Consider the following 26,933-nt stretch of genomic DNA (forward strand, 5'->3'; position numbering starts at 1 on the left):
ATACGTACCATGTCCGCTGTTCGACAGTCCAGACGAAGGAGCGGCCCGACGGTGGCACGAGGCAGCACCCGCCCCACGAGCCGGGACGTCGCCCAGGCCGCGGGCGTCTCCCAGGCGGCGGTCTCCCTGGTCCTGGGCGACAAGTGGCGCGGACGCGTCTCGGAGACGACGGCGCAGCGGGTCCGCGAGGCCGCCCGCGACCTCGGCTACCGCCCGAACCTCGCGGCCCGCAACCTGCGCCTGGGCCGAACCCGCACGGTCCTCCTGGTGGTCCCGGCCCTCACCACGGAGTTCTTCGCGGGTGTCTACACGGGCGCCGCCCGCGTCGCCGCCGACCACGGATTCGGCGTCGTCCTCTACCCCTCCCCCGAGGGCGTCGGCCCCGCCCGCGACCCCTTCGCCTCCGCCCAGGCCGCCCTGGACGGCGTGATCGCCTCCTCCATGGCCGCCGACGCGCTCACCGCGATCCGCGGGGACCAGCTCCCGCTGGTGATGCTGGACAGCGATCCGGCAGGGAGCCTGGGTGCGGCGACGGTGAACCTGGACATCTCCGACGGTGTCCGCCAGGTCGCGGAGCACCTGCTCTCTCTGGGCCACCGCCGCTTCCTCCATCTGGCGGCGGACGTACCGTCCTGGACCTTCGAGGTGCGGGCCCGGGAACTGGCGAGCCGGCTGAGTGAAGTCCCCGGTACGTCGGTCCGCACGACCCGCGCGCCGATCTCCATCGAGGGCGCCGTGACAGCCACGGAGGCCGCCCTCTCGCTCCCCGGGCCGCGCCCCACCGCGGTTGTCTGCGACGACGACAAACTGGCCGCGGGTGCGTACAAGGCGATCCGCCGTCTCGGCCTGCGCGTCCCGGACGACGTCTCGGTCACCGGCCTGGACGATCTCGCCCTGGCCACGGCCATCGACCCGGAGCTGACGACGGTCCGCCTGGACGCGGAGCTCTTCGGGGAGCGGGGCATGCGGGCCCTGCTGGCCGTCCTGGAGGGCCGGGCACCCGAGGGCGGGGACATTCCGGTGCAGCTCGTAGTACGAGGCTCCACGGCGCCGCCGGGGCTGCCGTAACCGCTCGGCGCCGATGCTGAGGCCGGGTGGGGTCCGCAACCCGGCGGAGCGGGGTGCCGCTGCGCCCACCCGTGCCGCCCTTAGCGGCACGATTGCCCGCAGCTGGGGCGGGACGCGCCCGCACTCGCGTACGGCGAGAAGGGGCCGTGTCGGGGGGTGTCCGCCCGCAGCGGTTGTCGCGTCAACGGACAGTCAGTCGGTATCCGACCCCATCGCGACGTTCCGAGGACGGACACTCCCCGACGCGGCCCCGACCCACCACCCGCGAGATGGCGCGACGCGCACCCCTACCAAGCCCCCCAGGCCGCCGCAGGCATGCAAAACCGCGCGCCCCGGCCGCCACAGCAACCAGGACGCGCGACGTGACGATCGGGCCGAGCTACCCGGCGTCCTCGGCGTCCTCGGACGCCGTGTCCTCCGCGCCCCCGCCCCCGTCCCCTTCCGCCGCGCCCAGCAGCCGAGACAGCTGACGCCCCCCGATCCGCTTGAACTTGCGCTTCTGCGGCCGCGTACGGTCCAGCACCGCCACCTCCAGCCGCTCCGCGGGAATCTCCCGCTCGCTGCCGTTGGTGTCGCGCGACAGCGCCTGCACCGCCAGCTTCAGGGCCTCCGCCAGCGTCATACCGTCCCGGTGGCGCTGGTCCAGGTAGCTGCTGATCTGCTCCGCGTTGCCCCCCACCGCGACCGAGCCGTGCTCGTCCACGATCGAGCCGTCGTGCGGGAGACGGTAGAGCTGGTCACCTTCCGGGCTCTCCCCCACCTCGGCGACCACCAGCTCCACCTCGTACGGCTTCTCGCCCGCGGAGGAGAAGATCGTGCCCAGGGTCTGCGCGTAGACGTTGGCCAGGCCACGGGCCGTGACGTCGTCGCGGTCGTAGGTGTACCCCCGCAGGTCGGCGTACCGCACCCCACCGATCCGCAGGTTCTCGTACTCGTTGTACTTGCCGGCGGCCGCGAAACCGATCCGGTCGTAGATCTCGCTGAACTTGTGCAGCGCACGGGACGGGTTCTCGCCGACGAACACGATGCCGTCGGCAAACTGCAGCACGACCAGGCTGCGGCCACGGGCGATGCCCTTGCGGGCGTACTCCGCCCGGTCGGCCATCTGCTGCTGGGGTGAAACATAGAACGGCGTCGACACCGGTTATCCGTCCCTTTCTGTGGATGTCACTGGATCACCTTGACAAGAAACGGCCGCTGTCTACAGCAGCGAGGCCCGCGGACCGTCCGGCTGCTCCAGGCGTCGCGCCAGGACCGAGCGGGCGATCTCGGAGGACTCCTCATCGGTGAGCCGGCGGAAGCCGTCCTCGGTGATCACGGTGACGATCGGGTAGATCCGGCGGGCGACATCGGGACCGCCCGTCGCCGAGTCGTCGTCGGCCGCGTCGTACAGGGCCTGGACGACGAGGGTCGTGGCCTCTTCCTCGCTCAGGTCGTCACGGAAGAGCTTCTTCATGGCGCCGCGCGCGAAGATCGAGCCCGACCCGGTGGCCGCGAAGTTCGTCTCCTCGGAGCGGCCGCCCGTCACGTCGTACGAGAAGATCCGGCCACTGTCGCGGCCCACGTCGTACCCCGCGAACAGCGGCACCACGGCCAAGCCCTGCATGGCCATGCCGAGGTTGGAGCGGATCATCGTCGACAGCCGGTTCGCCTTGCCCTCCAGGGACAGCTGCGCACCCTCGACCTTCTCGAAGTGCTCCAGCTCGAGCTGGAACAGCTTCACCATCTCCACGGCCAGACCCGCCGTGCCGGCGATGCCCACCGCGGAGTACTCGTCGGCCGGGAAGACCTTCTCGATGTCCCGCTGCGCGATGACGTTGCCCATCGTCGCCCTGCGGTCACCGGCCAGCACGACGCCCCCGGGGAACGTCACGGCGACGATGGTGGTCCCGTGCGGTGCCTCGATCACCCCCTGGGTGGGAGGCAGTTGCCGGTTGCCGGGCAGGATCTCCGGCTGGTGCTCGGAGAGGAAGTCCATGAAGGAGGAGGACCCTGGCGTCAGGAAGGCAGCTGGTAGACGCCCGGTGCTACGAGTGTTGGCTTCCACGCGATTCCTTCCACGTATGCGACAGCCCGCCCTGTGACGTCGGGCCGATCCTTTGGAACAACCCCGGTCCGGTTGCGACCGGGGGCACGGTATGCCTCGGACCCTACCCGTCCTTCGGCGGTGATCCACATGTCCGGCGGCACCAACTCCACCGGATCGACGCCGCACTTGCGACGCCACCGACGCCCGGAGCGCCGCACACGGAGGCATCGCGTCATTCCCTGCCCCGCGCACAGCGCTCCGCGCTCCGCCCGTCCGTCACCCAGACCCGCTCACCTTCGAAATGAAGGCAAAGGCACCTTACTGGCCACCCTTTTGAACGAAGGAGCGCACGAAGTCCTCGGCGTTCTCCTCGAGGACGTCGTCGATCTCGTCCAGAACCGAGTCCACGTCGTCGCTCAGCTTCTCCTGACGCTCCTTGAGGTCCTCCGAAGCCTGCGTCTCCGCCGCCTGCTCCTCGACCTCCTCGGTGGACCGGGTGGCCTTCTGCTGTCCGCCGCCGGTGTCCTTGGTCGCCATATCCCTCACCCCGCTCGGTTCGCCCGACACAGTTGCTCGGTCAAGATCAGACCCTACTCGCCGGGTCTGACAATGGCCCCGCAGTTGCTCCAACGTACGGGGGCCACCTCGATGATTCCCGGACCTGGGATTTTCCACCCTGTCCGGCCGCCTCCTCCCGAGTACCCACTGAACGCGATCATCCGCCGGACAGGACCCTGACCAGGTCTTCCGCCGTGCGGCAGCGGTCCAGGAGCTCCTTGACGTGATTACGCGTTCCGCGAAGCGGTTCCAGGGTTGGAACCCGCTGCAGGGAGTCGCGGCCCGGCAGATCGAAGATCACCGAGTCCCAGGAAGCCGCCGCGACGTCGTCCGCGTACTGCTCCAGGCAGCGCCCGCGGAAGTACGCGCGCGTGTCCTCAGGCGGCGCCGTACGGGCCCGCTCGATGTCCGCCTCGGTCAGCAGCCGCTTCATGCGCCCGCGGGCCACCAGGCGGTTGTACAGGCCCTTCTCGGGCCGCACGTCGGCGTACTGGAGGTCGACCAGGTGCAGCCGCGCCGCGTCCCAGTCGAGGCTGTCCCGGCGCCGGTAGCCCTCCATGAGCTCCCGCTTGGCGACCCAGTCCAGCTCGCCGGCCAGGCTCATCGGGTCGTGCTCCAGACGGGTGAGGGTGTCCTCCCACCGCGACAGGACGTCCTTGGTCTGGTCGTCGGCGTCGGCCCCGAACCGCTCCTCCACGTACTTGCGGGCGAGCTCGTAGTACTCCATCTGCAGCTGGACCGCGGTGAGCGTCCGGCCGCTGCGGAGTGTGACCAGCCGCTTGAGCGACGGGTCGTGCGAGACCTGGTGCAGCGTACGAACCGGCTGGTCGACGGCGAGGTCCACCGCGATGAAGCCGTCCTCGATCATCGACAGGACGAGAGCCGTCGTACCCAGCTTCAGATACGTCGAGATCTCCGAGAGGTTCGCGTCACCGATGATCACATGCAGGCGGCGGTACTTCTCGGCGTCCGCGTGCGGCTCGTCGCGGGTGTTGATGATCGGGCGCTTGAGCGTCGTCTCGAGGCCGACCTCCACCTCGAAGTAGTCCGCCCGCTGACTGAGCTGGAAGCCGTGCTCGTGCCCGTCCTGGCCGATGCCGACACGGCCCGCCCCGGTGAAGACCTGCCGGGAGACGAAGAACGGCGTCAGATGGCGCACGATGTCCGAGAAGGGGGTCTCCCGCTTCATCAGGTAGTTCTCGTGCGTGCCGTAGGACGCGCCCTTGTTGTCGGTGTTGTTCTTGTACAGGTGGATCGGCTGGGCACCGGGCAGCTGTGCGGCCCGCTCCGCGGCCTCGGCCATGATCCGCTCGCCGGCCTTGTCCCAGAGGACGGCGTCCCGGGGGTTGGTCACCTCGGGGGCGCTGTACTCGGGGTGCGCGTGGTCGACGTAGAGCCGCGCACCGTTGGTGAGGATCACGTTGGCCAGGCCGATGTCCTCGTCGGTGAGCTGGCTGGAGTCGGCGGCCTCGCGGGCGAGGTCGAAGCCTCGCGCGTCCCGCAGCGGGTTCTCCTCCTCGAAGTCCCAGCGAGCCCGGCGGGCCCGGTGCATCGCAGCCGCGTAGGCGTTCACGATCTGGGACGAGGTGAGCATGGCATTGGCGTTGGGGTGGCCGGGGACGGAGATCCCGTACTCCGTCTCGATGCCCATTACTCGCCGTACGGTCATGCGGCCCTCCTTGCCCGGCGGCACCCTCGGTCGTGGGCGCCACTCAGATACCGCTGGCGCTCGGTTGCGTGTGCGGTGCCCGTCCCCGCACTGCGCGACTCGGCGGTACGGAAGAGCCTAGAACGCCTTTGCGCTGGTGGGGAGATCATTTGCGTCATTGCGTTGCTCCAGCCGTGGCCTGAAAAACAGTCGGCTGCGGGTACCCGCCGAGGGCACCCGCAGCCGCCCTGCCTTTTACAGGTACTGACCGGTGTTCGCCACCGTGTCGATGGAGCGTCCGGTGTCCGCGCCCTGCTTTCCGGTGATGAGCGTACGGATGTACACGATCCGCTCGCCCTTCTTTCCGGAGATCCGGGCCCAGTCGTCCGGGTTCGTTGTGTTGGGCAGGTCCTCGTTCTCCTTGAACTCGTCCACGCAGGCCTGGAGGAGGTGGGAGACGCGCAGACCCTTCTGGTTCTTCTCGAGGAAGTCCTTGATCGCCATCTTCTTGGCACGGCCCACGATGTTCTCGATCATGGCGCCGGAATTGAAGTCCTTGAAGTAGAGGACTTCCTTGTCACCATTGGCGTAGGTGACCTCCAGGAAGCGGTTCTCCTCGGACTCGGCGTACATCTGTTCCACAGCCGTCTGGATCATGCTCTGGACGGTGGACGCCTTGGAGTCTCCGTGCTCGGCGAGGTCGTCGCCGTGCAGCGGGAGGCGCTCGGTGAGGTACTTGCCGAAGATGTCCTTGGCCGCCTCGGCGTCCGGACGCTCGATCTTGATCTTCACGTCGAGCCGGCCGGGCCGCAGGATGGCGGGGTCGATCATGTCCTCACGGTTGGAGGCGCCGATCACGACCACGTTCTGCAGGCCCTCCACGCCGTCGATCTCGGCGAGCAGCTGCGGGACGATGGTGTTCTCCACGTCCGAGCTGACACCGGAGCCACGGGTGCGGAAGAGGGACTCCATCTCGTCGAAGAAGACGATGACGGGGGTACCCTCGCTGGCCTTCTCACGGGCCCGCTGGAAGACGAGGCGGATCTGCCGCTCCGTCTCACCGACGTACTTGTTCAGGAGCTCGGGGCCCTTGATGTTGAGGAAGAAGCTCTTGCCCTGGGCCTGGCCGGTCACCTCGGCGACCTTCTTGGCCAGCGAATTGGCCACGGCCTTGGCGATCAGGGTCTTACCGCAACCGGGAGGCCCGTACAGCAGGACACCCTTCGGCGGCCGCAGTTCGTGCTCCTTGAACAGGTCGGGGTAGAGATACGGGAGCTCGACCGCGTCGCGGATGGCCTCGATCTGGCCCCCGAGACCGCCGATCTGCTCGTAGCCGATGTCGGGGACCTCTTCGAGGACGAGCTCCTCGACCTCGCTCTTCGGCACGACCTCGTAGACGTAGCCGGAGCGGGGTTCGAGCAGGAGGGCGTCGCCGGGACGGATGGTGACGTCCAGCAGCGGCTCGGCGAGCCGCACCACCCGCTCCTCGTCGGTGTGCCCGAGCACCAGGGCCCGCTCGCCGTCCTCGAGGATCTCCTTGAGGGTGACGATGTCTCCGACGCTCTCGTACTCCATGGCCTCGACCACGTTGAGCGCTTCGTTGAGCATCAATTCCTGGCCGCGCCGGAGCTCGTCGAGCTCGACGCTGGGGCTGACGTTCACCCTGAGCTTGCGGCCGCCGGTGAAGATGTCGGCGGTACCGTCCTCGTTCGCCTGCAGGAAGACCCCGAAGCCGGCCGGCGGCTGCGCGAGCCGGTCGACCTCCTCCTTGAGGGCCACGATCTGGTCACGGGCCTCACGGAGCGTGTTGGCGAGCCGCTCGTTCTGCGCGGACACGCCGGCCAGATTGGTCTGCAGCTCGACGATCCGCTCTTCGAGAATCCTCGTGTGCCGCGGAGAGTCGGCGAGCTTGCGCCGCAGGACGGCGATCTCCTGCTCAAGGTAGGCGATCTGCCCGGCCGGGTCGTCGGACCCGCGTCCCGGGCGGATGCCGCGGTTCATGTCGTCGTCGTGGGCTGCCACGGTCCTCACCTCCTCCAAGGGGAGCTGGACGCTTCCAGACCCTACCTGGGCGGGTGTCGATTGAAACCCCTAGATCACAAAGACGGTCGGGGTGTGTCCGATCTTCACCCTTGCGCTCTCCCTCACGCCAGGGGAATACCCACCGAACATGAATGGAACCCAGCCGGAGGTAGGGTCGAAGCGTTCAACACCCGTCAGAGCTGGCCGGATTCCCGATACGGCTCGACGCATGAAACGGCAGGAGACATGAGCGTGCAGCAGGAAGCCGGGGTCGACGGCGAGGCTCTGGAGGTCTGGATCGACCAGGACCTGTGTACCGGCGACGGCATCTGCGCCCAGTACGCGCCGGAGGTGTTCGAGCTGGACATCGACGGTCTGGCCTATGTGAAGAGCGCCGACGACGAGCTGCTCCAGGACAAGGGCGCCGCAACGCCCGTACCGCTGCCGCTTCTCACGGACGTGGTCGACTCCGCGAAGGAGTGTCCGGGCGAGTGCATCCACGTACGTCGAGTTTCGGACAGGGCCGAGGTCTACGGACCGGACGCGGAGTGACTCCTTCCGTACACTCCGTCACTCCTGTCTGATATCTCACACGCACCGGCGCGCACGCCTCACACGCTGCGGGCGCCGGACGGTGTGGAGCGGACGAACGCGCCGTTCTGCCAACGCCATTTCACGTCGCTCTTCACGTCGGGGCAGCAACGCGGCACGTCGGCCGACGAGTAGCCGAAGAGCGTGGCCGTGACGGCGCCCTGACGTACGGCGAAGTCGCTGACGGTGTTGCCGTCCTTGGGGTCGAGCAGGGTCGCCACCACGCGCGGCTTGCCGCCGTCGGGGTCCCGGGTGAGGACGTAGACACCGTCCGGCGGGGTGCCCATCGGGGAGTCGCAGTGGACCACGGCCACCGTCTCGGGCGAGCCGTCGCCGTCGAGGTCTCCGGAAGCCCGCTTCTTCACCACGGCCTTCACCGGGCCGCACTCGATCGGGAACGTCACCGCTGCCGGGTCGGGTGGGGCGAGGGCCGCCGGGGCGCTGCGCGTCTCGGGGGCGGCCGCCTGGGCCGCCGTCGCCGCACCCGGCTGCAGGAACGAGGAGAGGGCCATGACGCCCGCGACGGCCGTGGCGGTGGCGAGCCAGTGGATGGGGCGGGCGTGGGTGTGGGCGAGCTCCGGGACGGCGGAAGGCTGCACTAGGAGTGTCTCCTGAGGGCTGTGCCGGTGGGTTGGCCAAGGGGGGGATGGCCAAGATGGTGCCACACGTCACACCACGTGGGAACGGCGGGGTGTGCACGTCCTGTGCCGGGGAAGTCAGAAGAGTTGCGGTTCCTGCCGCTGTGTCAGCGGGCCCGCTCGCGCACGGGCCGCCGCCTCCCCGCATCGCGGCGGTGGGGCGGACCCTGGATGTGTTCTGTCAGGTCAACCGATAAGCGCCGTGGTTCACCCGCTGCGGCCGTCAGGGACAACAAAAGGGCGCCGTGGCGGAGTTCCCGAAGTGGATCCGGGAACTCCGCCACGGCGCCTGTGCGTTGGATGCGGCAGCGGGGCCGCCTCAGCGGCCGGAGCCGCCGTCGGCGTTGGGTCCGGCGTAGTCCTCGCCGTAGGCGCCCTTGGCGGGGCGGCGGCGGCGCATGGGCGGCTCGACGCCGTCGGCGAGGCGGCGGGCGGTGAGCAGGAAGCCGGTGTGGCCGATCATCCGGTGGTCCGGGCGCACGGCCAGGCCCTCGATGTGCCAGTTGCGGATCATCGACTCCCAGGCGCTCGGCTCGTTGAAGCAGCCGATCTCACGGATGGACTCGACGGTCCGGGCGAGCTGGGTGGTGGTCGCCACGTAGCAGCACAGGATGCCGCCGGGGACGAGCGCCTTGGAGACGGCCTCCAGGCACTCCCAGGGGGCGAGCATGTCGAGGATGACGCGGTCCACGTCGGCGTCGGACAGGTTGTCCTGGAGGTCACCGACGGTGAGCTGCCAGGCGGGGTGCGGGCCGCCGAAGTAGCGCTCCACGTTCGCCTGGGCGATCTCGGCGAAGTCGGCGCGGCGCTCGTAGCTGTGCAGCATGCCCTGGTCGCCGATGACGCGCAGCAGGAAGCTGCTGAGCGAGCCGGAGCCCACGCCGGCCTCGACGACGCGTGCGCCGGGGAAGATGTCGGCGAAGGCGAGGATCTGCCCCGCGTCCTTCGGGTAGACGACGGCTGCCCCGCGGGGCATGGACAGGACGTAGTCGGGGAGCAGGGGGCGCAGCGCGAGATAGGCGACGTTACCGGTGGTGCGGACAACGCTGCCCTCGGGTGCGCCGATCAGTTCGTCGTGGGGGAAGGAACCCTTGTGGGTGTGGAAGTTCTTCCCGGCCTCGAGCGTGAACGTGTAGTGGCGGCCCTTGGGGTCGGTCAGCTGAACCTGGTCCCCGACCTTGAAGGGCCCGCGCCTGCGGGCGGCACCGGTCGGTTCGGACATGTGACCAGCCTACCGGTCCCCGGAGGGGGCGCCGACCACCTCAGCTGGGCCTCGCCATGGCCTTCACGAAGGCCCGCTCCACGTCGGCCGCCGACAGGACGCCGTAGATCTCGCCGGTCTCCTCGACGACGAGGTATTCGGTGGCGGGCGTCGCCCTGAGGGCGTCGAGCAGTTCCTCCCCCGACAGTTCCGCCGAGACGCGCATGCCGTCGGTGAGGTCCTGGGCGAGGCCGCTGACCGCGACCCAGGGGCGGCGGTGTTCGGGTACGCCGACGATCGCGGCCTCGCGGACCAGCGAGAGGGGCTTGCCGTCGGCGTCGACGACGACCAGGGCGCGTGCTCCGGCGCTGTTGGCGCGGCGCAGGGCCTCCGAGAGCGGGGTGTGGGTCTCGACGGGCACGGCCCGGCGGGTGAGCGCGCGGGCGCGCAGCTCGGGGAGGTGCTCGCGCAGCCGGGCCATGCGCAGGCTGTTGCCGGCACCGGTCCAGATGATCGCGGCGAGGATGGCGGCGAGCAGGGCGTCCAGGACGGTGTCCATGCCGACGTTGTCGACGGCGTCGGAGCCGAGGGCGCCGGACTGGGTGAGCAGCGGCAGGCCGATGAGGACCGAGACGGCGAGCGCGCGGCCGATCCAGGCGGCGGCGACGGTGCCGGCCATCGGCTTGCCGGTGATCTTCCAGACGACGGCGCGCAGCATCCGGCCGCCGTCGAGGGGCAGGCCGGGCAGGAGGTTGAACGCGGCCACGATGAGGTTGGAGATCATCAGGCCGGCCAGCAGGACGCCCGGGACGGTGCCCGGGTCCACGGTCTGCATGGCGGCGTAGAAGACGCCGGCGAGGGCGAGGGAGAGCAGGGGCCCGACGAAGGCGAGCCAGAACTCCCGGCCGGGGGTCTCGGCCTCCTTCTCGATCTCGGAGACGCCGCCGAAGAACTGGAGCTGGATGCGGCGGACCGGGAGCTTGAAGCGGAGGGCGGCGACGGTGTGGGCCAGTTCGTGGACGAGCACGGAGGCGTAGAAGGCGACCGCGAAGAACAGGGAGACCAGGTAGCGGGCGGCGCCGAGCTCGGGCAGGACGCGCTCCAGCTGCCCGCCGAACACCCAGGTGATCAGCGCGGCGACGAGGAACCAGCTGGGCGCGACGTACACGGGCACCCCGAAGGGCCGTCCCATGAGCAGGCCGCCCCGGGGCTCGGGGGGCCGCTGGGGGGCGGGCCCCTTGCCGTCGGCGGAGTGCGCGAGGGGACGCTCGCCGGTGCCGGGCGCGGCGGGCTCGGTGCGGCCGTCCGGGTCGGGGGTGGAGGGCTGCTGCCCGGGGTCCTGGGCGCCGCGGTCCTGGGAGGGGGACGCACCAGCGTTCCGGTCGGTCGCGGAGTCAGCTGCCGGGCCGGGCTTCCGCAACGAGGGACGGTCCCCTTCGGTTGCGCCGGAGTCCCGGCCCGCTGCGGAGTTGCCCCCGCCCGCCGGGCCAAGCCGCCGCGACGACGGACCATCCCCCTCGGACGCGCGGGAGCCCTGGTCCGCGCCGGCGTCGTCCTCGGGCCCGTCCGGTCCTGCCGGCGGTGTCGCCGTGGGTCCTGCCTCCGGGGCGTCGTCGTGCTGCTCGGAGGGGAAACGCCGTCCGTCCGTGGGCTGTTCGTCGGCGGCGGTCGGGTCGGTGGCCGGGGCCGGAGCCCCCGCGTGGCCCTCGGCCGACTCGTCGTTGCCGGACCGCGGCTGCCCGCGCCCGCCGCTCTCGTCCACCGGTGTCCCCTCATTCGAAGCGTCTCCCGCGCCTGCCGGCCGGGAGGGTCCCGAGTCGATGGTATGCGTCCGCCGAGGTGCCTTCCGCCCCGGCACCCCTGTGTTTCCCGTCCGTCCCGCCCCTTCCCCGCTCCCCGCCCCGTACGCGGCCCGACCGCGGCTGGGTCACTGTCAGTGGCGGCCCGTATGGTCTGGGGCATGGAGACGAGCACCGAGGGCGCCGCGCAGCCCGACAGCAGCCCTGCCGCGGCGGTGGATCCGCCGGTCCCGGCCGGGTCCGTGGAGGCGGTCATCGAGACGACGGTGGAGACGGCGACCGGGGACGCGCCCACCGCCATACCGCCCTCGGCACTGTCCCCCTCGCGTGCGAGCGACTTCATGCAGTGCCCGCTGCTCTACCGCTTCCGGGTCATCGACCGGCTGCCGGAGAAGCCCAGCGAGGCGGCGACCCGGGGCACGCTGGTGCACGCGGTGCTGGAGCGGCTCTTCGACGCCCCGGCGGCCGAGCGCACGGCGCCCCGTGCGAAGTCGCTGATCCCGGGCCAGTGGGACCGGCTGCGCGAGTCGCGGCCGGAGGTCGTGGAGCTGTTCGCGGACGATCCGCGGGGCGAGCGGCTGGCGCGCTGGCTGGGCGAGGCGGAGCAGCTCGTCGAGCGCTGGTTCTCCCTGGAGGACCCCAGCCGGCTGGAGCCGGCCGAGCGGGAGCTGTTCGTCGAGACCGAGCTGGACTCCGGGCTGCGGCTGCGCGGGATCATCGACCGGGTCGATGTCGCCCCGACGGGCGAGGTCCGGATCGTCGACTACAAGACGGGGAAGGCCCCGAGGCCCGAGTACTCCGAGGGCGCCCTGTTCCAGATGAAGTTCTACGCCCTCGTGGTCTGGCGACTGAAGAACGTGGTGCCGCGGCGGCTCCAGCTGGTGTATCTGGGCAGCGGTCAGGTGCTGACGTACGACCCGGTCCTCGCCGACCTGGAGCGGGTCGAGCGCAAGCTGCTGGCGCTGTGGGAGGCGATCCGGCTGGCGACGGAGACGGGCGACTGGCGGCCACGCCCCACGAAGCTGTGCGGCTGGTGCGACCACCAGGCCCACTGCCCGGAGTTCGGCGGTACTCCCCCGCCGTACCCGTTGCCGGTGAGGGCGGCGGAGTCCGGCGGGCCCGCGCAGGGCAGAATGGGGCCGGACTAGCGAAGGAGACTTACGTGGCCATCCGTGTCCTACTGGTCGACGACCAGCCGCTGCTCCGCACGGGCTTCCGGATGATTCTGGAGGCCGAGCAGGACATCGCGGTCGTCGGCGAGGCCGGAGACGGCCTCCAGGCGCTCGACCAGGTGCGGGCCCTGCAGCCCGACGTGGTCCTGATGGACATCCGCATGCCGCGGATGGACGGTGTGGAGGCGACCCGGCAGATCACGGGCCCCGAGCGGGACGGCCCGGCGAAGGTGCTGGTGCTGACCACCTTCGACCTCGACGAGTACGTGGTGGAGGCGCTGCGCGCCGGCGCCAGCGGCTTCCTGCTCAAGGACGCCCCGGCCAACGAGCTGGTGCAGGCGATCCGGGTCGTGGCCGCGGGCGAGGCGATGCTCGCGCCGAGCATCACACGCCGGCTGCTCGACAAGTACGCCACGCATCTGCCCTCCGGTGACGAGCCGGTGCCGGACACGCTGCACACGCTCACCGACCGCGAGGTCGAGGTGCTGAAGCTGGTGGCGCGCGGACTGTCCAACGCCGAGATCGCCGCCGACCTGTTCGTCAGCGAGACCACGGTCAAGACGCACGTCGGGCACGTGCTGACCAAGCTGGGTCTGCGCGACCGGGTGCAGGCCGCGGTGTACGCGTACGAGAGCGGGCTGGTGCGCCCCGGCGCGCAGTAACCCCGGGCCGGCGGACATGTGAAGGGCGCCCCCGGCCGAGGCCGGGGGCGCCCTTCACATGGGTGCGTCGGTCACGCGTCCTTGCTCAGCTCCCAGAAGCGGAACACGGTGGACGCGTCGAGGCAGTACTCCAGTCCGTAGACGCCTTCGCGCGCGACCGCGTACTGCTTGGCCTGCCACACCGGCAGGACGGGGAGTTCGTCGGCGACGATGTCCTGCAGCTCCCCGAACTCCTTGTCGGTGGCGGCGCGGTTGGTCAGGGCCGCGGTGCTCGGGATGAGGCTGCCCGTGATGGCGTCGTTCTCGTAGTTGTTGCCCAGCACGTTGCCCTTGCCGAAGAAGGGGGCCGTGAAGTTGTCGGCGTCCGGGTAGTCGGGCACCCAGCCCTTCACGTAGACGCCGTACTTGCCGGCCGCGATGTCCTTCTCGTACTGGGCGAAGGAGACCGACTTGACATCCGCGTCGAACAGGCCGCTGGCGTTGAGCTGCCCGGCGATGGCCGTCAGCTCCTGGTCGGTGGCGGGGCCGTAGCGGGACGGGGTCGACCAGAGGGTCAGCTTCACCTTGCCGGTGATGCCGTCGGCACGCAGCGCGTCGGCCGCCTTGGACCGGGAGGGACGGGCGCCGTAGGTGTCGAAGAAGGCCGTGTTGTGGCCCGCGACACCGGCCGGGATGATCGAGTACAGCGGGCTCGCCGTGCCCTGGTAGACGTCCCTGATGAGGGCTTCGCGGTCGAGCAGGTGGGCGATGGCCTTGCGTACGCCGAGCTTTCCGGCGACCGGGTCGTCCATGTTGAACACCAGGTGCTGGACCTCGGCGCTGCTGCCCTCGACGACCTCGGTGCCGGTGCCGTCGTCGGCCTTCTCCATGTCGGCGATGTCGCCCGCGGTGAGTCCGCGGTAGGCGATGTCGACTTCCTCCTTCTGGATAGCCTGCTTGAGAGCCGCCTGGTCGCCGTCGAAGAACTTGAGCGTCACGCCGGTGTTGCTCACCTTGGCGGTGCCCTTGTAGTTCTCGTTGACGGAGAAGACGGCCTGGCCCTCGTCGAACGAGTCGAGCTTGTAGGGGCCGGAGCCGACGGCCTCGCCGTCCTTGCGCAGCTTGCCCGCGTCGTACTCGTCGTGGTTGACGATGGAGCCGGCGCCGGAGGCGATCTTGCTGGGGAAGGTGGCGTCGGACGTGTTGAGGTGGAAGACGACCGTCGTCTCGTCCGGGGTCTCCACCTCGTCCAGCGTGGGGAACATGATCGCGGGCCCGTCGGGGTCGTTGATCTTCAGCATCCGCTCGAAGGAGAACTTGACGTCCTCCGAGGTGAGGGCGTCACCGTTGCTGAACTTGAGGCCGTCCTTCAGCGTGCACCGGTAGACCGAGCTCTGCGTGTCGGTGAAGGCGCAGCTCTCGGCGGCCTCGGGCTGCGGTTCCGTGGCGCCCTTGGGGAAGCTGAGCAGCGACTGGAAGACGTTGTTGAACAACAGCCAGGAGCCGGGGTCGTAGCCGGAGGCCGGGTCGGTGGCCAGGACGTCGTCGGACATCCCCACCACCACGTTGGAGCCTTCCCCGCCGGAGTCCCCGCTCTCCGTGCCGCAGCCGGTCAGCAGGCCGGAGGCGAGCCCCGCCACGATCGGCAGGACCGGCCACTGGTTGCGTATGTTCACGTGTGTGCCTTGTCGTCGGTTCTCGAGAACACCCGGAGCATGTCCCTGGCTCCGGGGCACGGCTCCCCGGCGGCCGCGGTCACAGGCCCCGGGGTTCCAGCGGGTACGTCAGCCGCTCACGCCCCGCCCGAGCTCCCACAGCTGGAGCGTCGACGCGGAGTTGAGCGCGTAGGCGGTACCCGTGATGTCGTCGCGCGCGGCGACGTACTGCTTGCCCTGCCACAGCGGCAGCACCGGCACGTCGGAGGCGACGATGTCCTGAATGTCCGTCAGGCTGGTGGAGGCGGACAACCGGTCCGCCTCGCGGCGGGACTCCGGGATGAGGGTGTTGCGGATCTGCCTGTTGTCATAGGGCGAGCCAAGGGTGTTGTCCCGGTCGAGGAACGGCGCGAGGAAGTTGTCGGCGTCCGGGAAGTCCGGGAACCAGCCCATGCCGTAGACGTCGTACTCACCCTTCTTCTCGGCCGGGCGGAAGGTGTCCCACGGCGTTCCCTTGATAGCTACGTCGAACAGGCCGCTGGAGTTCAGCTGGTCGCGCAGGACCTCGAACTCCTTCTTGGTGGCCGGACCGTAGTGGTCGGTCGTGTAGTGCAGCGTCAGCTTCACCGGCGTGGTGATGTTCGCCTGGTTCAGCAGGGAGCGGGCCTTGGTGACGTTCGCGTCGCCGTACTTGTTGAAGAACGAGTTGGAGTGGCCCGTGACGCTGGCCGGGACCAGCGAGTACAGCGGCTCGGCCTGGGAGCCGTAGACCTTGGAGACCAGCGCGCTGCGGTTGACGACCTGGGCCATCGCCTGGCGCACGGCCTTGGACTCGACGGTCGGGGCATCGGTGTTGAAGCCCAGGTAGCGGATTTCCAGGCCGGGCATCTCGACGAGGTCGATGCCGGTGTCCGCGTCGCCCGAGAGCTTGCGGATCTGGTCCGGCGACATGGCGCGGGTCATCAGGTCGATGTCGCCCTTGTCGAGCGCCTCGCCCATGGCGTCGGCGTCCTTGAAGGACACCATGTCGATCTTGTCGTTGTTCACCTTCAGGTTCCCCTGGTAGTCGGGGTTCCGGGTGAACTCGGCCCTGACCAGTTCGTTGTTCTCGACGTCGGCCTTGAGGGTGTACGGGCCGGAGCCTTCGAGGTCGAAGCCGTCGCGCAGCTTGTTCTTCGGGTAGTCGTCGGGGTCGACGATGCCGGCGACCGGGGTCGACAGCTTGTACGGGAAGGTGGCGTCGGCGGTCTTCAGGTGGAAGACGACGTCGTGTTCGCCCTGCGTCTCGACGGTGTCGATGGTGGACAGCAGCGCGAACACGCCGCTGTCGGCCTTGAGGGAGCGGGCGCGGTCGATGGAGTACTTCACGTCGGACGCGGTGACGGGGTCGCCGTTCGCGAACTTCAGGCCGTCGCGCAGGGTGCAGGCGTAGCGCTCGTTGCCGGTGTCGGTGAAGCCGCACCTCTCGGCGGCCTCCGGTACCGGCTCGCCCTCGCCGCGCGGCTGGATCATCAGGGTCTGCACGGTCTGACGCAGGATGTTCCAGGTGCCGACGTCGTAGGCGTACGCGGGGTCCAGGGGCGCGGGGGCGTCCTTCGAGGCGGTGAACCGGTCCGTGGTGCCGACGACGATCGCGCCGCCGTCGTCGCTCCCGCTGTCGGACCCGCCACAGGCGGCGAGCACCGGCGCGAGCAGGCCGATGACGGCCGGCAGCACCAAAGTCTTGCGGTTCATGCTCGAGTTTCTCCAGAGCTGTCTACTCCGTGTACCCGGCATGCAGGGGTGGCGCAGCGGATCACGGGGGTGGGGCGATGTTCTCGCGACGAGGTTAGTCGGGGCCGACAGGAAGGTTCGCAGCGACCGGAGTTGAGCCCTCATCACGCTGCGGAACCGGGCGTGGACACACCGAAAACCCGATGGCGGAAGCTTTGGTACAGCGGTTCATCAATCAGGACACAAGGGCACGTCAGCAGCCCCTCAAAGCACACGCGGGAGCCGCTGTCGACCCCCGGCTGCGTGGGGAACGTCACACTGCAAATGGGTTCCGGAGTACGGTAATTCGACGGACCGGAGAACGCCCGGAGATCATCCGGGAGGTGGTCGAATTCAGCTGTGGAATTACCGCCTTAACCGCACTGCACGCTGGGTGAACAGCTAGCGCATTTCCGTCATCAGCCCGTGCAGAAATGTCAGGTCGACCTCTTCGAGGGAGGTGACGACCGTCCGGCGGAGGGCCGGGGTGATGGGGGCGACGGAGGGCACCGCCACGACGTGGCAGCCCGCGGCCTCGGCAGCGGCGACCCCGGTCGCGGTGTCCTCGATGACGGCGCACCGGGCCGGTTCCGCGCCGAGTCCGGCGGCGGCAGCCAGGTACGGGTCGGGGTGGGGCTTGGTGCGCGGCACCTCGTCCCCGGCCACCGTCAGCCGGAAGTGGTGCGCGCCCAGCGAGGTCAGCACCCGGTCGATGATGCGCCGGTGCGAGGCGGAGACCAGGGCCGTCGGGATCTCGTACTCGTACAACTCGGCCAGCAGCCGGCCGGCGCCCGGCATCAGCGGCAGGGCGCGGTCGATGCGGTCCTCGAAGCCGTCGTTGAGCAGGACGGTGAGCTCGTCGAGGGTGATGTCGGCGCCGGTGGCCTCGATCAGGAAGCCCGCGCTGCGGGTCATGGGGCCGCCGACCACGACATGGCGCCAGGTCTCGTCGAGGGTGTGGCCGAGGGAGGCGAAGACCTCGCACTCGACGTCCCACCAGAAGCCCTCGGTGTCCACCAGGGTGCCGTCCATGTCGAGGAGCACGGCCTGCAGGGCCGATCCGTCGGCCGTGCGGGCGCCGAGTGCGGGGACCGTACTGGTCATCCACGTACCTCCTTGAGGGACGATCAGGCCGGCTCCCACGAGGGAGCCGGCCTGCGGTGGACCGACCAGTCTACGTCGTGCGTGGTGGAAACGCTCGTTGAACCGGTGTGACCCGGCTCATCGGGCGTTGAAGTACTTCGCCTCCGGGTGGTGGATCACGATGGCGTCCGTGGACTGCTCGGGGTGCAGCTGGAACTCCTCGGACAGGTGGACGCCGATGCGCTCCGGCTGGAGCAGTTCGGCGATCTTGGCGCGGTCCTCCAGGTTGGGGCAGGCGCCGTAGCCGAGGGAGAAGCGGGCGCCCCGGTACTTCAGCTCGAACATGCCCTGCATCTCGTCCGGGTCCTCGCCGGCGTAGCCGAGTTCGGAACGCACGCGCGCGTGCCAGTACTCGGCCAGGGCCTCGGCCAGCTGCACGGACAGCCCGTGCAGTTCGAGGTAGTCGCGGTAGGCGTTGGCCTCGAACATCCGGGCGGTCTCCTCGCCGATGCGCGAGCCGACGGTGACGATCTGAAGGCCCACGACGTCGGTCTCGCCGGACTCCTCCGGGCGGAAGAAGTCGGCCAGGCACAGGCGGCGGCCCCGGCGCTGGCGGGGGAAGGTGAAGCGGGTGCGCTCGTTGCCCCGGTCGTCCAGGAGGATCAGGTCGTCGTCCTTGGAGACGCACGGGAAGTAGCCGTACACCACGGCCGCCTCCAGCAGGTTCTCCGTCTGGAGCCGGTCCAGCAGGCCGCGCAGCCGGGGCCGGCCCTCGGTCTCGACGAGTTCCTCGTACGAGGGGCCGTCGCCGGCGCGGTTCTGCTTCAGGCCCCACTGGCCCTTGAACAGGGCGCCCTCGTCGAGCCAGCTCGCGTACTCCTTGAGCTGGATGCCCTTGATCACGCGGGTGCCCCGGAAGGGCGGCTCGGGGACGGGGTTGTCGGTGGCGACGTCGGAGCGGACGTGCCCCTCCTCCGGGCGCTCCTCGACCACGGCCGCGGCGCCGGCCCGGACGCGGCGTTGCTTGAGTTCGGGCAGCTTCGCCCCGGGTACGCCTCGTTTGACGCCGATCAGGGCGTCCATCAGGCGCAGGCCCTCGAAGGCGTCGCGGGCGTAGCGGACCTCGCCCTGGTAGATCTCGTGCAGGTCCTGCTCGACGTAGGCGCGGGTGAGGGCGGCGCCGCCGAGGATGACGGGGTAGTCGGCCGCCATGCCGCGCGTGTTCAGCTCCTCCAGGTTCTCCTTCATGATCACGGTGGATTTGACCAGGAGGCCGGACATGCCGATGACGTCGGCCTTGTGCTCCTCGGCGGCGTCCAGGATCGCGGAGACCGGCTGCTTGATGCCGAGGTTGACGACGTTGTAGCCGTTGTTGGACAGGATGATGTCGACGAGGTTCTTGCCGATGTCGTGCACGTCGCCGCGCACGGTGGCCAGGACGATGGTGCCCTTGCCTGCCTCGTCGCTCTTCTCCATGTGCGGTTCGAGGTGGGCGACGGCCGTCTTCATCACCTCGGCCGACTGCAGGACGAAAGGCAGCTGCATCTGCCCGGAGCCGAACAGCTCACCGACGACCTTCATGCCGTCCAGCAGGGTCGCGTTGACGATGTCGAGCGCGGAGCGCTCCTGGAGAGCGTCGTCCAGGTCCGCTTCCAGGCCGTTGCGCTCGCCGTCGATGATGCGCCGCTTGAGGCGCTCGTCCAGCGGCAGGGCCGCCAGCTCCTCGGCCTTGCCGGCCTTGAGGGACTTGGCGGTGGCGCCCTCGAAGAGCTGCATGAGCTTCTGGAGGGGGTCGTAGCCCTCGGCGCGGCGGTCGTGGATGAGGTCCAGGGCCGTGGCGACCTCTTCCTCGCTGAAGCGGGCGATCGGCAGAATCTTCGAGGCGTGCACGATCGCCGAGTCCAGGCCGGCCTTGACGCACTCGTCGAGGAAGACGGAGTTGAGCAGGATCCGGGCGGCCGGGTTGAGACCGAAGGAGATGTTGGACAGGCCCAGGGTGGTCTGCACCTTCGGGTGGCGCCGCTTCAGCTCGCGGATGCCCTCGATGGTGGCGATACCGTCCTTGCGGGACTCCTCCTGGCCGGTGCAGATGGTGAAGGTCAGGCAGTCGACGAGGATGTCCTCCTCGTGGATGCCCCAGTTCCCGGTCAGGTCGTCGATGAGCCGTTCGGCGATCTCGACCTTCTTCTCCGCGGTGCGGGCCTGGCCCTCCTCGTCGATGGTCAGCGCGATGAGGGCGGCCCCGTGCTCCTTGGCAAGGGCCGTGACCTTCGCGAAGCGGGACTCGGGGCCGTCGCCGTCCTCGTAGTTCACCGAGTTGATCACCGCGCGGCCGCCGAGCTTCTCCAGGCCGGCCTGGATGACGTCGATCTCGGTGGAGTCCAGCACGATCGGCAGGGTGGAGGCGGTGGCGAAGCGGCCGGCCAGTTCCTCCATGTCGGCGGCGCCGTCCCGGCCGACGTAGTCGACGCACAGGTCGAGCATGTGCGCGCCCTCGCGGATCTGCTCCCGGGCGATCTCCACGCAGTCGTCCCAGCGGGCGTCCAGCATGGCCTCGCGGAACTTCTTCGACCCGTTGGCGTTGGTGCGCTCGCCGATGGCCAGGTAGGAGGTGTCCTGCCGGAACGGCACACTCTGGTAGAGGGAGGCGGCGCCCGGCTCGGGCTGCGGGCTGCGCTCGCCCGGGGTGATGTCGCGGACGCGCTCCACCAGCTGGCGCAGGTGCTCGGGGGTGGTGCCGCAGCAGCCACCCACCAGGGACAGCCCGTAGTCCTGGACGAAGTTCTGCTGGGCGTCGGCCAGGCCCTCGGCGTCGAGCGGGAAGTGCGCGCCGTCCTTGGTCAGGATCGGCAGACCCGCGTTCGGCATGCACAACAGCGGAATGCGCGAGTGGCGCGTCAGATAGCGCAGATGCTCGCTCATCTCGGCCGGACCGGTCGAGCAGTTCAGCCCGATCATGTCGATACCCAGGGGCTCCAGCGCGGTCAGCGCCGCGCCGATCTCGGAGCCGAGCAGCATGGTGCCGGTCGTCTCGAAGGCCATCGAACACAGCAGGGGCACATCGACGCCGGTGGCCTCCATGGCCCGGCGGGCGCCCAGGATGGACGCCTTCGTCTGGAGCAGGTCCTGCGTGGTCTCCACCAGCAGCGCGTCCGCGCCGCCGGCGAGCATGCCCTCGGCGTTGGCCTGGTAGCCGTCGCGGATGGTGGCGTAGGCGACGTGACCGAGCGTGGGCAGCTTGGTGCCGGGGCCGACGGAGCCGAGCACCCAGCGCGGCCGGCCGTCCCGGGCCGCGTACTCGTCGGCCACCTCGCGGGCGATCCGGGCACCCGCCTCGGACAGCTCGTGCACACGGTCGGAGATCTCGTACTCCGCCGCGGCCGTGTGGTTGGCGCCGAAGGTATTGGTCTCGACGCAGTCCACACCCACCGCGAAGTACGCGTCATGGACCGAACGGACGATGTCCGGCCGCGTCAGGTTCAGGATCTCGTTGCAGCCCTCGAGATTCTCGAAGTCCTCAAGGGTCGGGTCCTGCGCCTGGAGCATGGTGCCCATGGCTCCGTCGGCCACCACCACTCGGGTGGCCAGGGCCTCTCGGAGCGCGGACACACGGGTCCGGCTGTCTGCGGAAGGGGTCAGCGGCAACGAGGCCATGTAAAGGGCTCCCTCGGATGCGACGGCTGTCGGCTTTGCGGCTTCCCGGACATCCGGAGGGCATCCGGGGAAGGGCGCACCGCGCCAGCGTAACCGGGAGTCGGGATGGATGGGCAGCGCGTCCACGGGCCGGACGCCGATGGCGCCGGGGCGGCCGTCGCCCGTCCCATGAACCTGAGCCCGAGCCGCCTGTGATCGCCCGTGACGCAACAAATGGCGTCCGGCCATTAGCGAGAGGTCGGCAACGACCGGTAGTGTTCGACATTGCCGAACAAGGGCTGTGGTGCCGCTTGTCGGCGGTCGAAGGGGACGGAGGCAGTACGGCGATGGCACGGAACATCCAGTCGCTCGAGCGGGCGGCCGCGATGCTGCGGCTGCTCGGGGGCGGCGAGCGACGGCTCGGCCTGTCGGACATCGCCTCGTCGCTGGGCCTGGCCAAAGGCACCGCCCACGGCATACTGCGGACCCTCCAGCAGGAGGGGTTCGTGGAGCAGGACGACACCTCCGGGCGCTATCAGCTGGGCGCGGAGCTGCTGCGCCTGGGCACCACCTACCTCGATGTGCACGAGCTGCGGGCGCGTGCCCTGGTGTGGGCCGACGACCTGGCCCGCTCCAGCGGCGAGAGCGTCTACCTGGGCGTCCTGCACCAGCAGGGCGTGCTGATCGTTCACCACGTCTTCCGGCCCGACGACAGCCGGCAGGTCCTGGAGATCGGGGCCATGCAGCCGCTGCACTCCACGGCCCTGGGCAAGGTGCTGTCCGCCTACGACCCGGTGGCGCACAGCGAGGCCCTGGAGAACGACCGCAAGGCCTTCACCGACCGGACCGTGTGCGAGCCGGAGGACTTCGAGCATCTCCTCGACCTCACGCGCGCGCGGGGCTACGCGGCGGACGTCGAGGAGACCTGGGAGGGCGTCGCCTCCCTGGCCGCGCCCATCCACGACCGGCGGCGCATGCCCGTCGGCGCGGTCGGCATCACCGGCGCCGTGGAGCGGCTGTGCCGGCCCGACGAGGAGGGCGTGGTGCGGCCGGAGCTGATCGCGGCCGTCCGGGACTGTGCCCGGGCGGTGTCGCGGGACCTGGGCGCCGGGCGGTTCTGACGGGACACAGCGGGACCGGGGCGTCGTAAGGCGTTCCGGTCCTCGGCATGTCCGCGATCACGGGCGTCGGAGATCCGCGGAACGGGCAGCGATCAGTAACGATCGTATTTTCGACAACAGAGCCCTTGACGTGCTCGTAACCCCGAAGCAAGACTCCCGTCCATCGGTCGACATTGTCGAACAGCTACCGGCAATACGCGCTAGAGTGGGACAACGCCAGGCCGGTATCGAACTTCACCCCTGGACGAAGGACAAAGGAGTCGCGGGTGTCCAGCTCCGACATCTTCATCGGCGAGACCATCGGTACCGCCATACTCATCCTCCTCGGCGGCGGCGTCTGCGCCGCCGTCACACTGAAGGCTTCCAAGGCCCGCAACGCCGGCTGGCTCGCCATCACCTTCGGGTGGGGCTTCGCGGTGCTCACGGCGGTCTACACCACGGCGCCGCTCTCCGGCGCCCATCTGAACCCGGCCGTGACGCTGGCCATCGCCATCAAGGACGGCGACTGGAAGAACGTCCCGGTCTACTGGGCCGGACAGGTGCTCGGCGCCATGATCGGCGCGGGCCTGGTCTGGATCGCCTACTACGGTCAGTTCCACGCCCACCTCACCGACCGCGAGATCGTCGGCGGTCCGGGTGCGCAGGACACCGCCACGGCCAAGGCCGTCGAGGCGCGGGAGAAGGGCGCCGGCCCCGTGCTGGGCGTCTTCTCCACCGGGCCCGAGGTCCGGGTCGCCTGGCAGAACCTGGCCACGGAGATCATCGGCACGATCGTGCTGGTGCTCGCCGTGCTCACCCAGGGCCTGAACGACAAGGGCAACGGACTGGGCACCCTGGGTGCCCTGATCACCGCGCTCGTGGTGGTCTCCATCGGCCTGTCCCTGGGCGGCCCGACGGGGTACGCGATCAACCCGGCCCGTGACCTCGGTCCGCGTATCGTGCACGCCCTGCTGCCGCTGCCCAACAAGGGCGGCTCCGACTGGGGCTACGCCTGGATCCCGGTGGCCGGTCCGCTCATCGGCGGGGCCATCGCCGCAGGCATCTACAACGTCGCATTCGCCTAGAGCTCTCCTCCTCGCGAAACTCTCAGCAAGCGCCGTACGTAAAGCCCCATAAACACGGAACTTCCAGGAGCACACAGTGACCGACGCGCACACCGCCGGCCCCTTCATCGCCGCCATCGACCAGGGCACGACCTCCTCCCGCTGCATCGTCTTCGACCGCGACGGCCGGATCGTCTCCGTCGACCAGAAGGAGCACGAGCAGATCTTCCCGAAGCCGGGCTGGGTCGAGCACAACGCGACCGAGATCTGGACCAACGTCCAGGAGGTCGTCGCCGGGGCCGTCGCGAAGGCCGGCATCACCCGCGACGACATCAAGGCCATCGGCATCACCAACCAGCGCGAGACCACTCTGCTCTGGGACAAGAACACCGGTGAGCCCGTCCACAACGCCATCGTCTGGCAGGACACCCGCACCGACGCCCTCTGCAAGGAGCTCGGCCGCAACGTCGGCCAGGACCGCTTCCGCCGCGAGACCGGCCTTCCGCTGGCCTCGTACTTCGCCGGCCCCAAGGCCCGCTGGCTCCTCGACAACGTCGAGGGCCTGCGCGAGCGCGCCGAGGCGGGCGACATCCTCTTCGGCACCATGGACAGCTGGGTCATCTGGAACCTGACCGGCGGTGTCAACGGCGGCAAGCACGTCACCGACGTGACCAACGCGTCCCGCACCATGCTGATGAACCTGCACACCATGCAGTGGGACGAGAAGATCGCCGAGTCCATCGGCGTCCCGCTGGCCATGCTGCCCGAGATCCGCTCCTCCGCCGAGGTCTACGGCGCGATCACCGGCGGCAAGCTCGGTGACCTGCTCGGCGGCATCCCGGTCGCCTCCGCGCTCGGCGACCAGCAGGCGGCCCTGTTCGGCCAGACCTGTTTCGCCGAGGGCGAGGCCAAGTCGACGTACGGCACCGGCACCTTCCTGCTGATGAACACCGGTGAGAAGCCGGTCAACTCGTACAACGGGCTGCTGACCACGGTCGGCTACCGGATCGGCGACGAGAAGGCGGTCTACGCCCTGGAGGGCTCGATCGCCGTCACCGGTTCGCTGGTGCAGTGGATGCGCGACCAGATGGGCCTGATCTCCACCGCCGCCGAGATCGAGACGCTCGCGCTCTCGGTCGAGGACAACGGCGGCGCCTACTTCGTGCCGGCCTTCTCCGGCCTGTTCGCCCCGTACTGGCGCTCCGACGCCCGCGGTGTGATCGCCGGCCTCACCCGGTACGTCACCAAGGCGCACCTCGCGCGCGCCGTCCTGGAGGCCACGGCCTGGCAGACCCGTGAGATCACCGACGCCATGACGAAGGACTCCGGCGTCGAGCTCGCGGCGATCAAGGTCGACGGCGGCATGACCTCCAACAACCTGCTGATGCAGACGCTCTCGGACTTCGCGGACGCCCCCGTGGTGCGCCCGATGGTCGCCGAGACCACCTGCCTCGGCGCCGCCTACGCCGCCGGCCTCGCCGTCGGCTTCTGGAACAGCACCGACGACCTGCGCGCCAACTGGCGCCGGGCCGCCGAGTGGACCCCCCGCATGGACGCGGAGCACCGCGACCGTGAGTACAAGAGCTGGCTCAAGGCCGTCGAGCGGACCATGGGCTGGCTCGAGGACGAGGAGTAAGAAACAGCATGACCACTCAGTCCACCCTGCAGTCCGTGCCTGCCCTGGGGACGCACCCGGCCTCCGGCTCGAACCCGAGCCGAGCCGAGACCAGGGAGCAGCTCGCCAAGGCGTCGTACGACCTTCTCGTGATCGGCGGCGGCATCCTGGGCATCTCCACCGCCTGGCACGCCGCGCAGTCCGGCCTCAGGGTGGCTCTGGTCGACGCCGGCGACTTCGCCGGTGCCACGTCCTCCGCCTCCTCCAAGCTGCTCCACGGCGGTCTGCGCTACCTGCAGACCGGCGCGGTGAAGCTGGTGGCGGAGAACCACTTCGAGCGCCGTGCGGTCTCCCGCCAGGTGGCCCCTCACCTGGCGAACCCGCTCACCTTCTACCTCCCGGTGTACAAGGGCGGACCGCACGGCGCGGCGAAGCTCGGGGCGGGCGTCTTCGCCTACTCCGCGCTCTCCGCGTTCGGTGACGGCGTCGGGCACCTCCTGTCCCCCGCCAAGGCGGCGCAGGACGTGCCCGAGCTGCGCACCGAGAACCTCAAGGCCGTGGCCGTCTACGGCGACGACCAGATGAACGACGCGCGCATGGCGCTGATGACGGTCCGCGGCGCCGTGGAGGCGGGCGCGGTCGTCCTCAACCACGCCGAGGTGACGGGCCTGCGCTTCACCCAGGGCCGGGTCACGGGCGCCGAGCTGAAGGACCGGCTGTCCGGCGACGAGTTCGGCGTCAGCGCCCGGCTGGTGCTCAACGCGACCGGCCCGTGGGTCGACCACCTGCGGAAGATGGAGGACGCGAACGCGGCGCCGTCCATCCGCCTTTCGAAGGGCGCGCACCTGGTCCTGAAGCGCACCTCCCCCTGGAAGGCCGCGCTCGCCACCCCGATCGACAAGTACCGCATCACGTTCGCCCTCCCCTGGGAGGACATGCTGCTGCTCGGCACCACCGACGAGGAGTTCGAGGGTGACCCGGCGGATGTCTCGGTCACCGAGAAGGACATATCCCAGATCCTCGACGAGGCCGCCTTCTCTGTCCGCGACCAGCAGCTGAGCCGCGACCTCATCACCTACTCCTTCGCCGGCCTGCGGGTGCTGCCGGGCGGCCCCGGCGACACCTCCAAGGCCAAGCGCGAGACGGTCGTGACCGAGGGCAGGGGCGGCATGCTGTCCGTCGCCGGCGGCAAGTGGACCACCTTCCGGCACATCGGCCGGACGATCATGCAGAAGCTGGAGTCGCTGCCGGGCCACCCCCTGGGCGACGACTTCGAGCCGATCAGCTCGCTGCCGAAGAAGCTGCCGCTGCCCGGCATCGCCAACCCGCGCGCGGTCGCCCACCGGCTGCTCACCGACCGCCCGGCGCCCGGCCCCCGCATGGGAGCCGACACCGCCAAGCACCTGGCCACCCACTACGGCTCGCTGGCGTTCGACATCGCCCGCATGGCCAACGACAACCCGGAGCTCGCCGAGCGCGTGCACCCGGACGCCCCGGAGATCTGGGCGCAGGTCGCCTGGGCCCGGGACCACGAGTGGGCCGAGACGCAGGACGACGTGCTGCGCCGCCGGACGACGCTGACGATCCGCGGCCTGGCCACGGACGACGTCCGCGCCAAGGTCCAGGACCTGCTCGACAAGAAGTAGGCGCGATACGGGCCCCGT

Annotated in this window: 20 protein-coding genes; 8 read left to right on the plus strand and 12 right to left on the minus strand. The window is 69.9% G+C overall.

What is annotated here, in order from left to right:
• Nucleotides 1-51 precede the first annotated feature (51 nt).
• Nucleotides 52-1,068: a substrate-binding domain-containing protein gene (locus ACFZBT_RS24335; RefSeq protein ID WP_391106864.1), complete on the plus strand. Its 1,017-nt coding sequence runs from the start codon at nucleotides 52-54 to the stop codon at nucleotides 1,066-1,068.
• 379 nt (nucleotides 1,069-1,447) lie between these two features.
• On the opposite strand, the gene prcA is transcribed toward ACFZBT_RS24335, so the two are convergent.
• The 5 genes from prcA to arc all read right to left on the minus strand — a co-directional run bounded on the left by prcA (nucleotide 1,448) and on the right by arc (nucleotide 7,325).
• Complete coding sequence (gene prcA, locus ACFZBT_RS24340; RefSeq protein WP_391106867.1) at nucleotides 1,448-2,209, minus strand: proteasome subunit alpha; 762 nt, start codon at nucleotides 2,207-2,209, stop codon at nucleotides 1,448-1,450.
• Nucleotides 2,210-2,269: 60 nt separating this feature from the next.
• The gene (gene prcB / locus ACFZBT_RS24345; RefSeq protein WP_391106869.1) at nucleotides 2,270-3,115 is read right to left on the minus strand and encodes a proteasome subunit beta; all 846 of its coding nucleotides are present in this window, start codon (nucleotides 3,113-3,115) and stop codon (nucleotides 2,270-2,272) included.
• 300 nt (nucleotides 3,116-3,415) lie between these two features.
• The gene (locus ACFZBT_RS24350) at nucleotides 3,416-3,634 is read right to left on the minus strand and encodes a ubiquitin-like protein Pup (RefSeq protein ID WP_019757212.1); all 219 of its coding nucleotides are present in this window, start codon (nucleotides 3,632-3,634) and stop codon (nucleotides 3,416-3,418) included.
• A 178-nt stretch (nucleotides 3,635-3,812) separates the two neighbouring features.
• A complete protein-coding gene (gene dop / locus ACFZBT_RS24355; RefSeq protein ID WP_344985039.1) occupies nucleotides 3,813-5,324 on the minus strand; it encodes a depupylase/deamidase Dop in 1,512 nt (503 codons plus the stop codon).
• Nucleotides 5,325-5,558: 234 nt separating this feature from the next.
• Complete coding sequence (gene arc / locus ACFZBT_RS24360; RefSeq protein ID WP_189726579.1) at nucleotides 5,559-7,325, minus strand: proteasome ATPase; 1,767 nt, start codon at nucleotides 7,323-7,325, stop codon at nucleotides 5,559-5,561.
• Nucleotides 7,326-7,571: 246 nt separating this feature from the next.
• On the opposite strand from arc, the gene ACFZBT_RS24365 reads away from it, so the two are divergent.
• Complete coding sequence (locus tag ACFZBT_RS24365; protein WP_391106872.1) at nucleotides 7,572-7,877, plus strand: ferredoxin; 306 nt, start codon at nucleotides 7,572-7,574, stop codon at nucleotides 7,875-7,877.
• A 59-nt stretch (nucleotides 7,878-7,936) separates the two neighbouring features.
• On the opposite strand, the gene ACFZBT_RS24370 is transcribed toward ACFZBT_RS24365, so the two are convergent.
• The 3 genes from ACFZBT_RS24370 to ACFZBT_RS24380 all read right to left on the minus strand — a co-directional run bounded on the left by ACFZBT_RS24370 (nucleotide 7,937) and on the right by ACFZBT_RS24380 (nucleotide 11,517).
• On the minus strand, nucleotides 7,937-8,515 hold the full coding sequence (locus tag ACFZBT_RS24370) for a hypothetical protein (RefSeq protein WP_391106875.1): 579 nt from the start codon (nucleotides 8,513-8,515) through the stop codon (nucleotides 7,937-7,939).
• A 358-nt stretch (nucleotides 8,516-8,873) separates the two neighbouring features.
• Nucleotides 8,874-9,776, minus strand: a complete 903-nt coding sequence (locus ACFZBT_RS24375; protein WP_391106878.1) for a tRNA (adenine-N1)-methyltransferase — start codon at nucleotides 9,774-9,776, stop codon at nucleotides 8,874-8,876.
• 40 nt (nucleotides 9,777-9,816) lie between these two features.
• Nucleotides 9,817-11,517, minus strand: coding sequence for a site-2 protease family protein (locus tag ACFZBT_RS24380; protein ID WP_391106881.1), 1,701 nt, complete (start codon nucleotides 11,515-11,517; stop codon nucleotides 9,817-9,819).
• Nucleotides 11,518-11,715: 198 nt separating this feature from the next.
• Here ACFZBT_RS24380 and ACFZBT_RS24385 point away from each other — a divergent pair, with 198 nt between their 5' ends.
• Nucleotides 11,716-12,702 carry a PD-(D/E)XK nuclease family protein gene (locus ACFZBT_RS24385; RefSeq protein ID WP_391106884.1) on the plus strand — a complete coding sequence of 329 codons (987 nt, stop codon included), beginning with the start codon at nucleotides 11,716-11,718 and terminating at the stop codon, nucleotides 12,700-12,702.
• A gap of 14 nt (nucleotides 12,703-12,716) precedes the next feature.
• Entirely contained in the window at nucleotides 12,717-13,388 is a 672-nt protein-coding gene (locus tag ACFZBT_RS24390) for a response regulator transcription factor (protein WP_018570356.1), read from the plus strand.
• Between the two features lie 71 nt (nucleotides 13,389-13,459).
• On the opposite strand, the gene ACFZBT_RS24395 is transcribed toward ACFZBT_RS24390, so the two are convergent.
• From ACFZBT_RS24395 to metH, 4 genes are all read right to left on the minus strand, one after another.
• Entirely contained in the window at nucleotides 13,460-15,043 is a 1,584-nt protein-coding gene (locus tag ACFZBT_RS24395) for an ABC transporter substrate-binding protein (RefSeq protein ID WP_391106888.1), read from the minus strand.
• A 108-nt stretch (nucleotides 15,044-15,151) separates the two neighbouring features.
• A complete protein-coding gene (locus ACFZBT_RS24400) occupies nucleotides 15,152-16,756 on the minus strand; it encodes an ABC transporter substrate-binding protein (RefSeq protein WP_391106891.1) in 1,605 nt (534 codons plus the stop codon).
• A 420-nt stretch (nucleotides 16,757-17,176) separates the two neighbouring features.
• The gene (locus tag ACFZBT_RS24405; RefSeq protein ID WP_391106894.1) at nucleotides 17,177-17,878 is read right to left on the minus strand and encodes an HAD-IA family hydrolase; all 702 of its coding nucleotides are present in this window, start codon (nucleotides 17,876-17,878) and stop codon (nucleotides 17,177-17,179) included.
• Nucleotides 17,879-17,995: 117 nt separating this feature from the next.
• Complete coding sequence (gene metH, locus ACFZBT_RS24410; protein WP_391106897.1) at nucleotides 17,996-21,511, minus strand: methionine synthase; 3,516 nt, start codon at nucleotides 21,509-21,511, stop codon at nucleotides 17,996-17,998.
• A 326-nt stretch (nucleotides 21,512-21,837) separates the two neighbouring features.
• On the opposite strand from metH, the gene ACFZBT_RS24415 reads away from it, so the two are divergent.
• From ACFZBT_RS24415 to ACFZBT_RS24430, 4 genes are all read left to right on the plus strand, one after another.
• A complete protein-coding gene (locus ACFZBT_RS24415; protein ID WP_391106900.1) occupies nucleotides 21,838-22,611 on the plus strand; it encodes an IclR family transcriptional regulator C-terminal domain-containing protein in 774 nt (257 codons plus the stop codon).
• Nucleotides 22,612-22,877: 266 nt separating this feature from the next.
• A complete protein-coding gene (locus ACFZBT_RS24420; RefSeq protein ID WP_391106903.1) occupies nucleotides 22,878-23,675 on the plus strand; it encodes an MIP family channel protein in 798 nt (265 codons plus the stop codon).
• A 76-nt stretch (nucleotides 23,676-23,751) separates the two neighbouring features.
• On the plus strand, nucleotides 23,752-25,290 hold the full coding sequence (glpK, locus tag ACFZBT_RS24425; protein WP_391106906.1) for a glycerol kinase GlpK: 1,539 nt from the start codon (nucleotides 23,752-23,754) through the stop codon (nucleotides 25,288-25,290).
• A gap of 8 nt (nucleotides 25,291-25,298) precedes the next feature.
• On the plus strand, nucleotides 25,299-26,915 hold the full coding sequence (locus ACFZBT_RS24430) for an FAD-dependent oxidoreductase (RefSeq protein WP_391106909.1): 1,617 nt from the start codon (nucleotides 25,299-25,301) through the stop codon (nucleotides 26,913-26,915).
• Nucleotides 26,916-26,933: the final 18 nt, after the last annotated feature.

This window comes from Streptomyces sp. NPDC008137, from assembly GCF_042957035.1.
In the GTDB taxonomy this organism is placed as follows: domain Bacteria; phylum Actinomycetota; class Actinomycetes; order Streptomycetales; family Streptomycetaceae; genus Streptomyces.

What these genes read in the sequence shown, in the direction of transcription:
- ACFZBT_RS24350 (WP_019757212.1), bottom strand. Translation starts at nt 3,634, where the DNA reads ATGGCGACCAAGGACACCGGCGGCGGACAGCAGAAGGCCACCCGGTCC.
- dop (WP_344985039.1), bottom strand. Translation starts at nt 5,324, where the DNA reads ATGACCGTACGGCGAGTAATGGGCATCGAGACGGAGTACGGGATCTCC.
- ACFZBT_RS24365 (WP_391106872.1), top strand. Translation starts at nt 7,572, where the DNA reads ATGAGCGTGCAGCAGGAAGCCGGGGTCGACGGCGAGGCTCTGGAGGTC.
- ACFZBT_RS24375 (WP_391106878.1), bottom strand. Translation starts at nt 9,776, where the DNA reads ATGTCCGAACCGACCGGTGCCGCCCGCAGGCGCGGGCCCTTCAAGGTC.
- ACFZBT_RS24385 (WP_391106884.1), top strand. Translation starts at nt 11,716, where the DNA reads ATGGAGACGAGCACCGAGGGCGCCGCGCAGCCCGACAGCAGCCCTGCC.
- ACFZBT_RS24400 (WP_391106891.1), bottom strand. Translation starts at nt 16,756, where the DNA reads ATGAACCGCAAGACTTTGGTGCTGCCGGCCGTCATCGGCCTGCTCGCG.
- ACFZBT_RS24405 (WP_391106894.1), bottom strand. Translation starts at nt 17,878, where the DNA reads ATGACCAGTACGGTCCCCGCACTCGGCGCCCGCACGGCCGACGGATCG.
- metH (WP_391106897.1), bottom strand. Translation starts at nt 21,511, where the DNA reads ATGGCCTCGTTGCCGCTGACCCCTTCCGCAGACAGCCGGACCCGTGTG.
- ACFZBT_RS24415 (WP_391106900.1), top strand. Translation starts at nt 21,838, where the DNA reads ATGGCACGGAACATCCAGTCGCTCGAGCGGGCGGCCGCGATGCTGCGG.
- ACFZBT_RS24430 (WP_391106909.1), top strand. Translation starts at nt 25,299, where the DNA reads ATGACCACTCAGTCCACCCTGCAGTCCGTGCCTGCCCTGGGGACGCAC.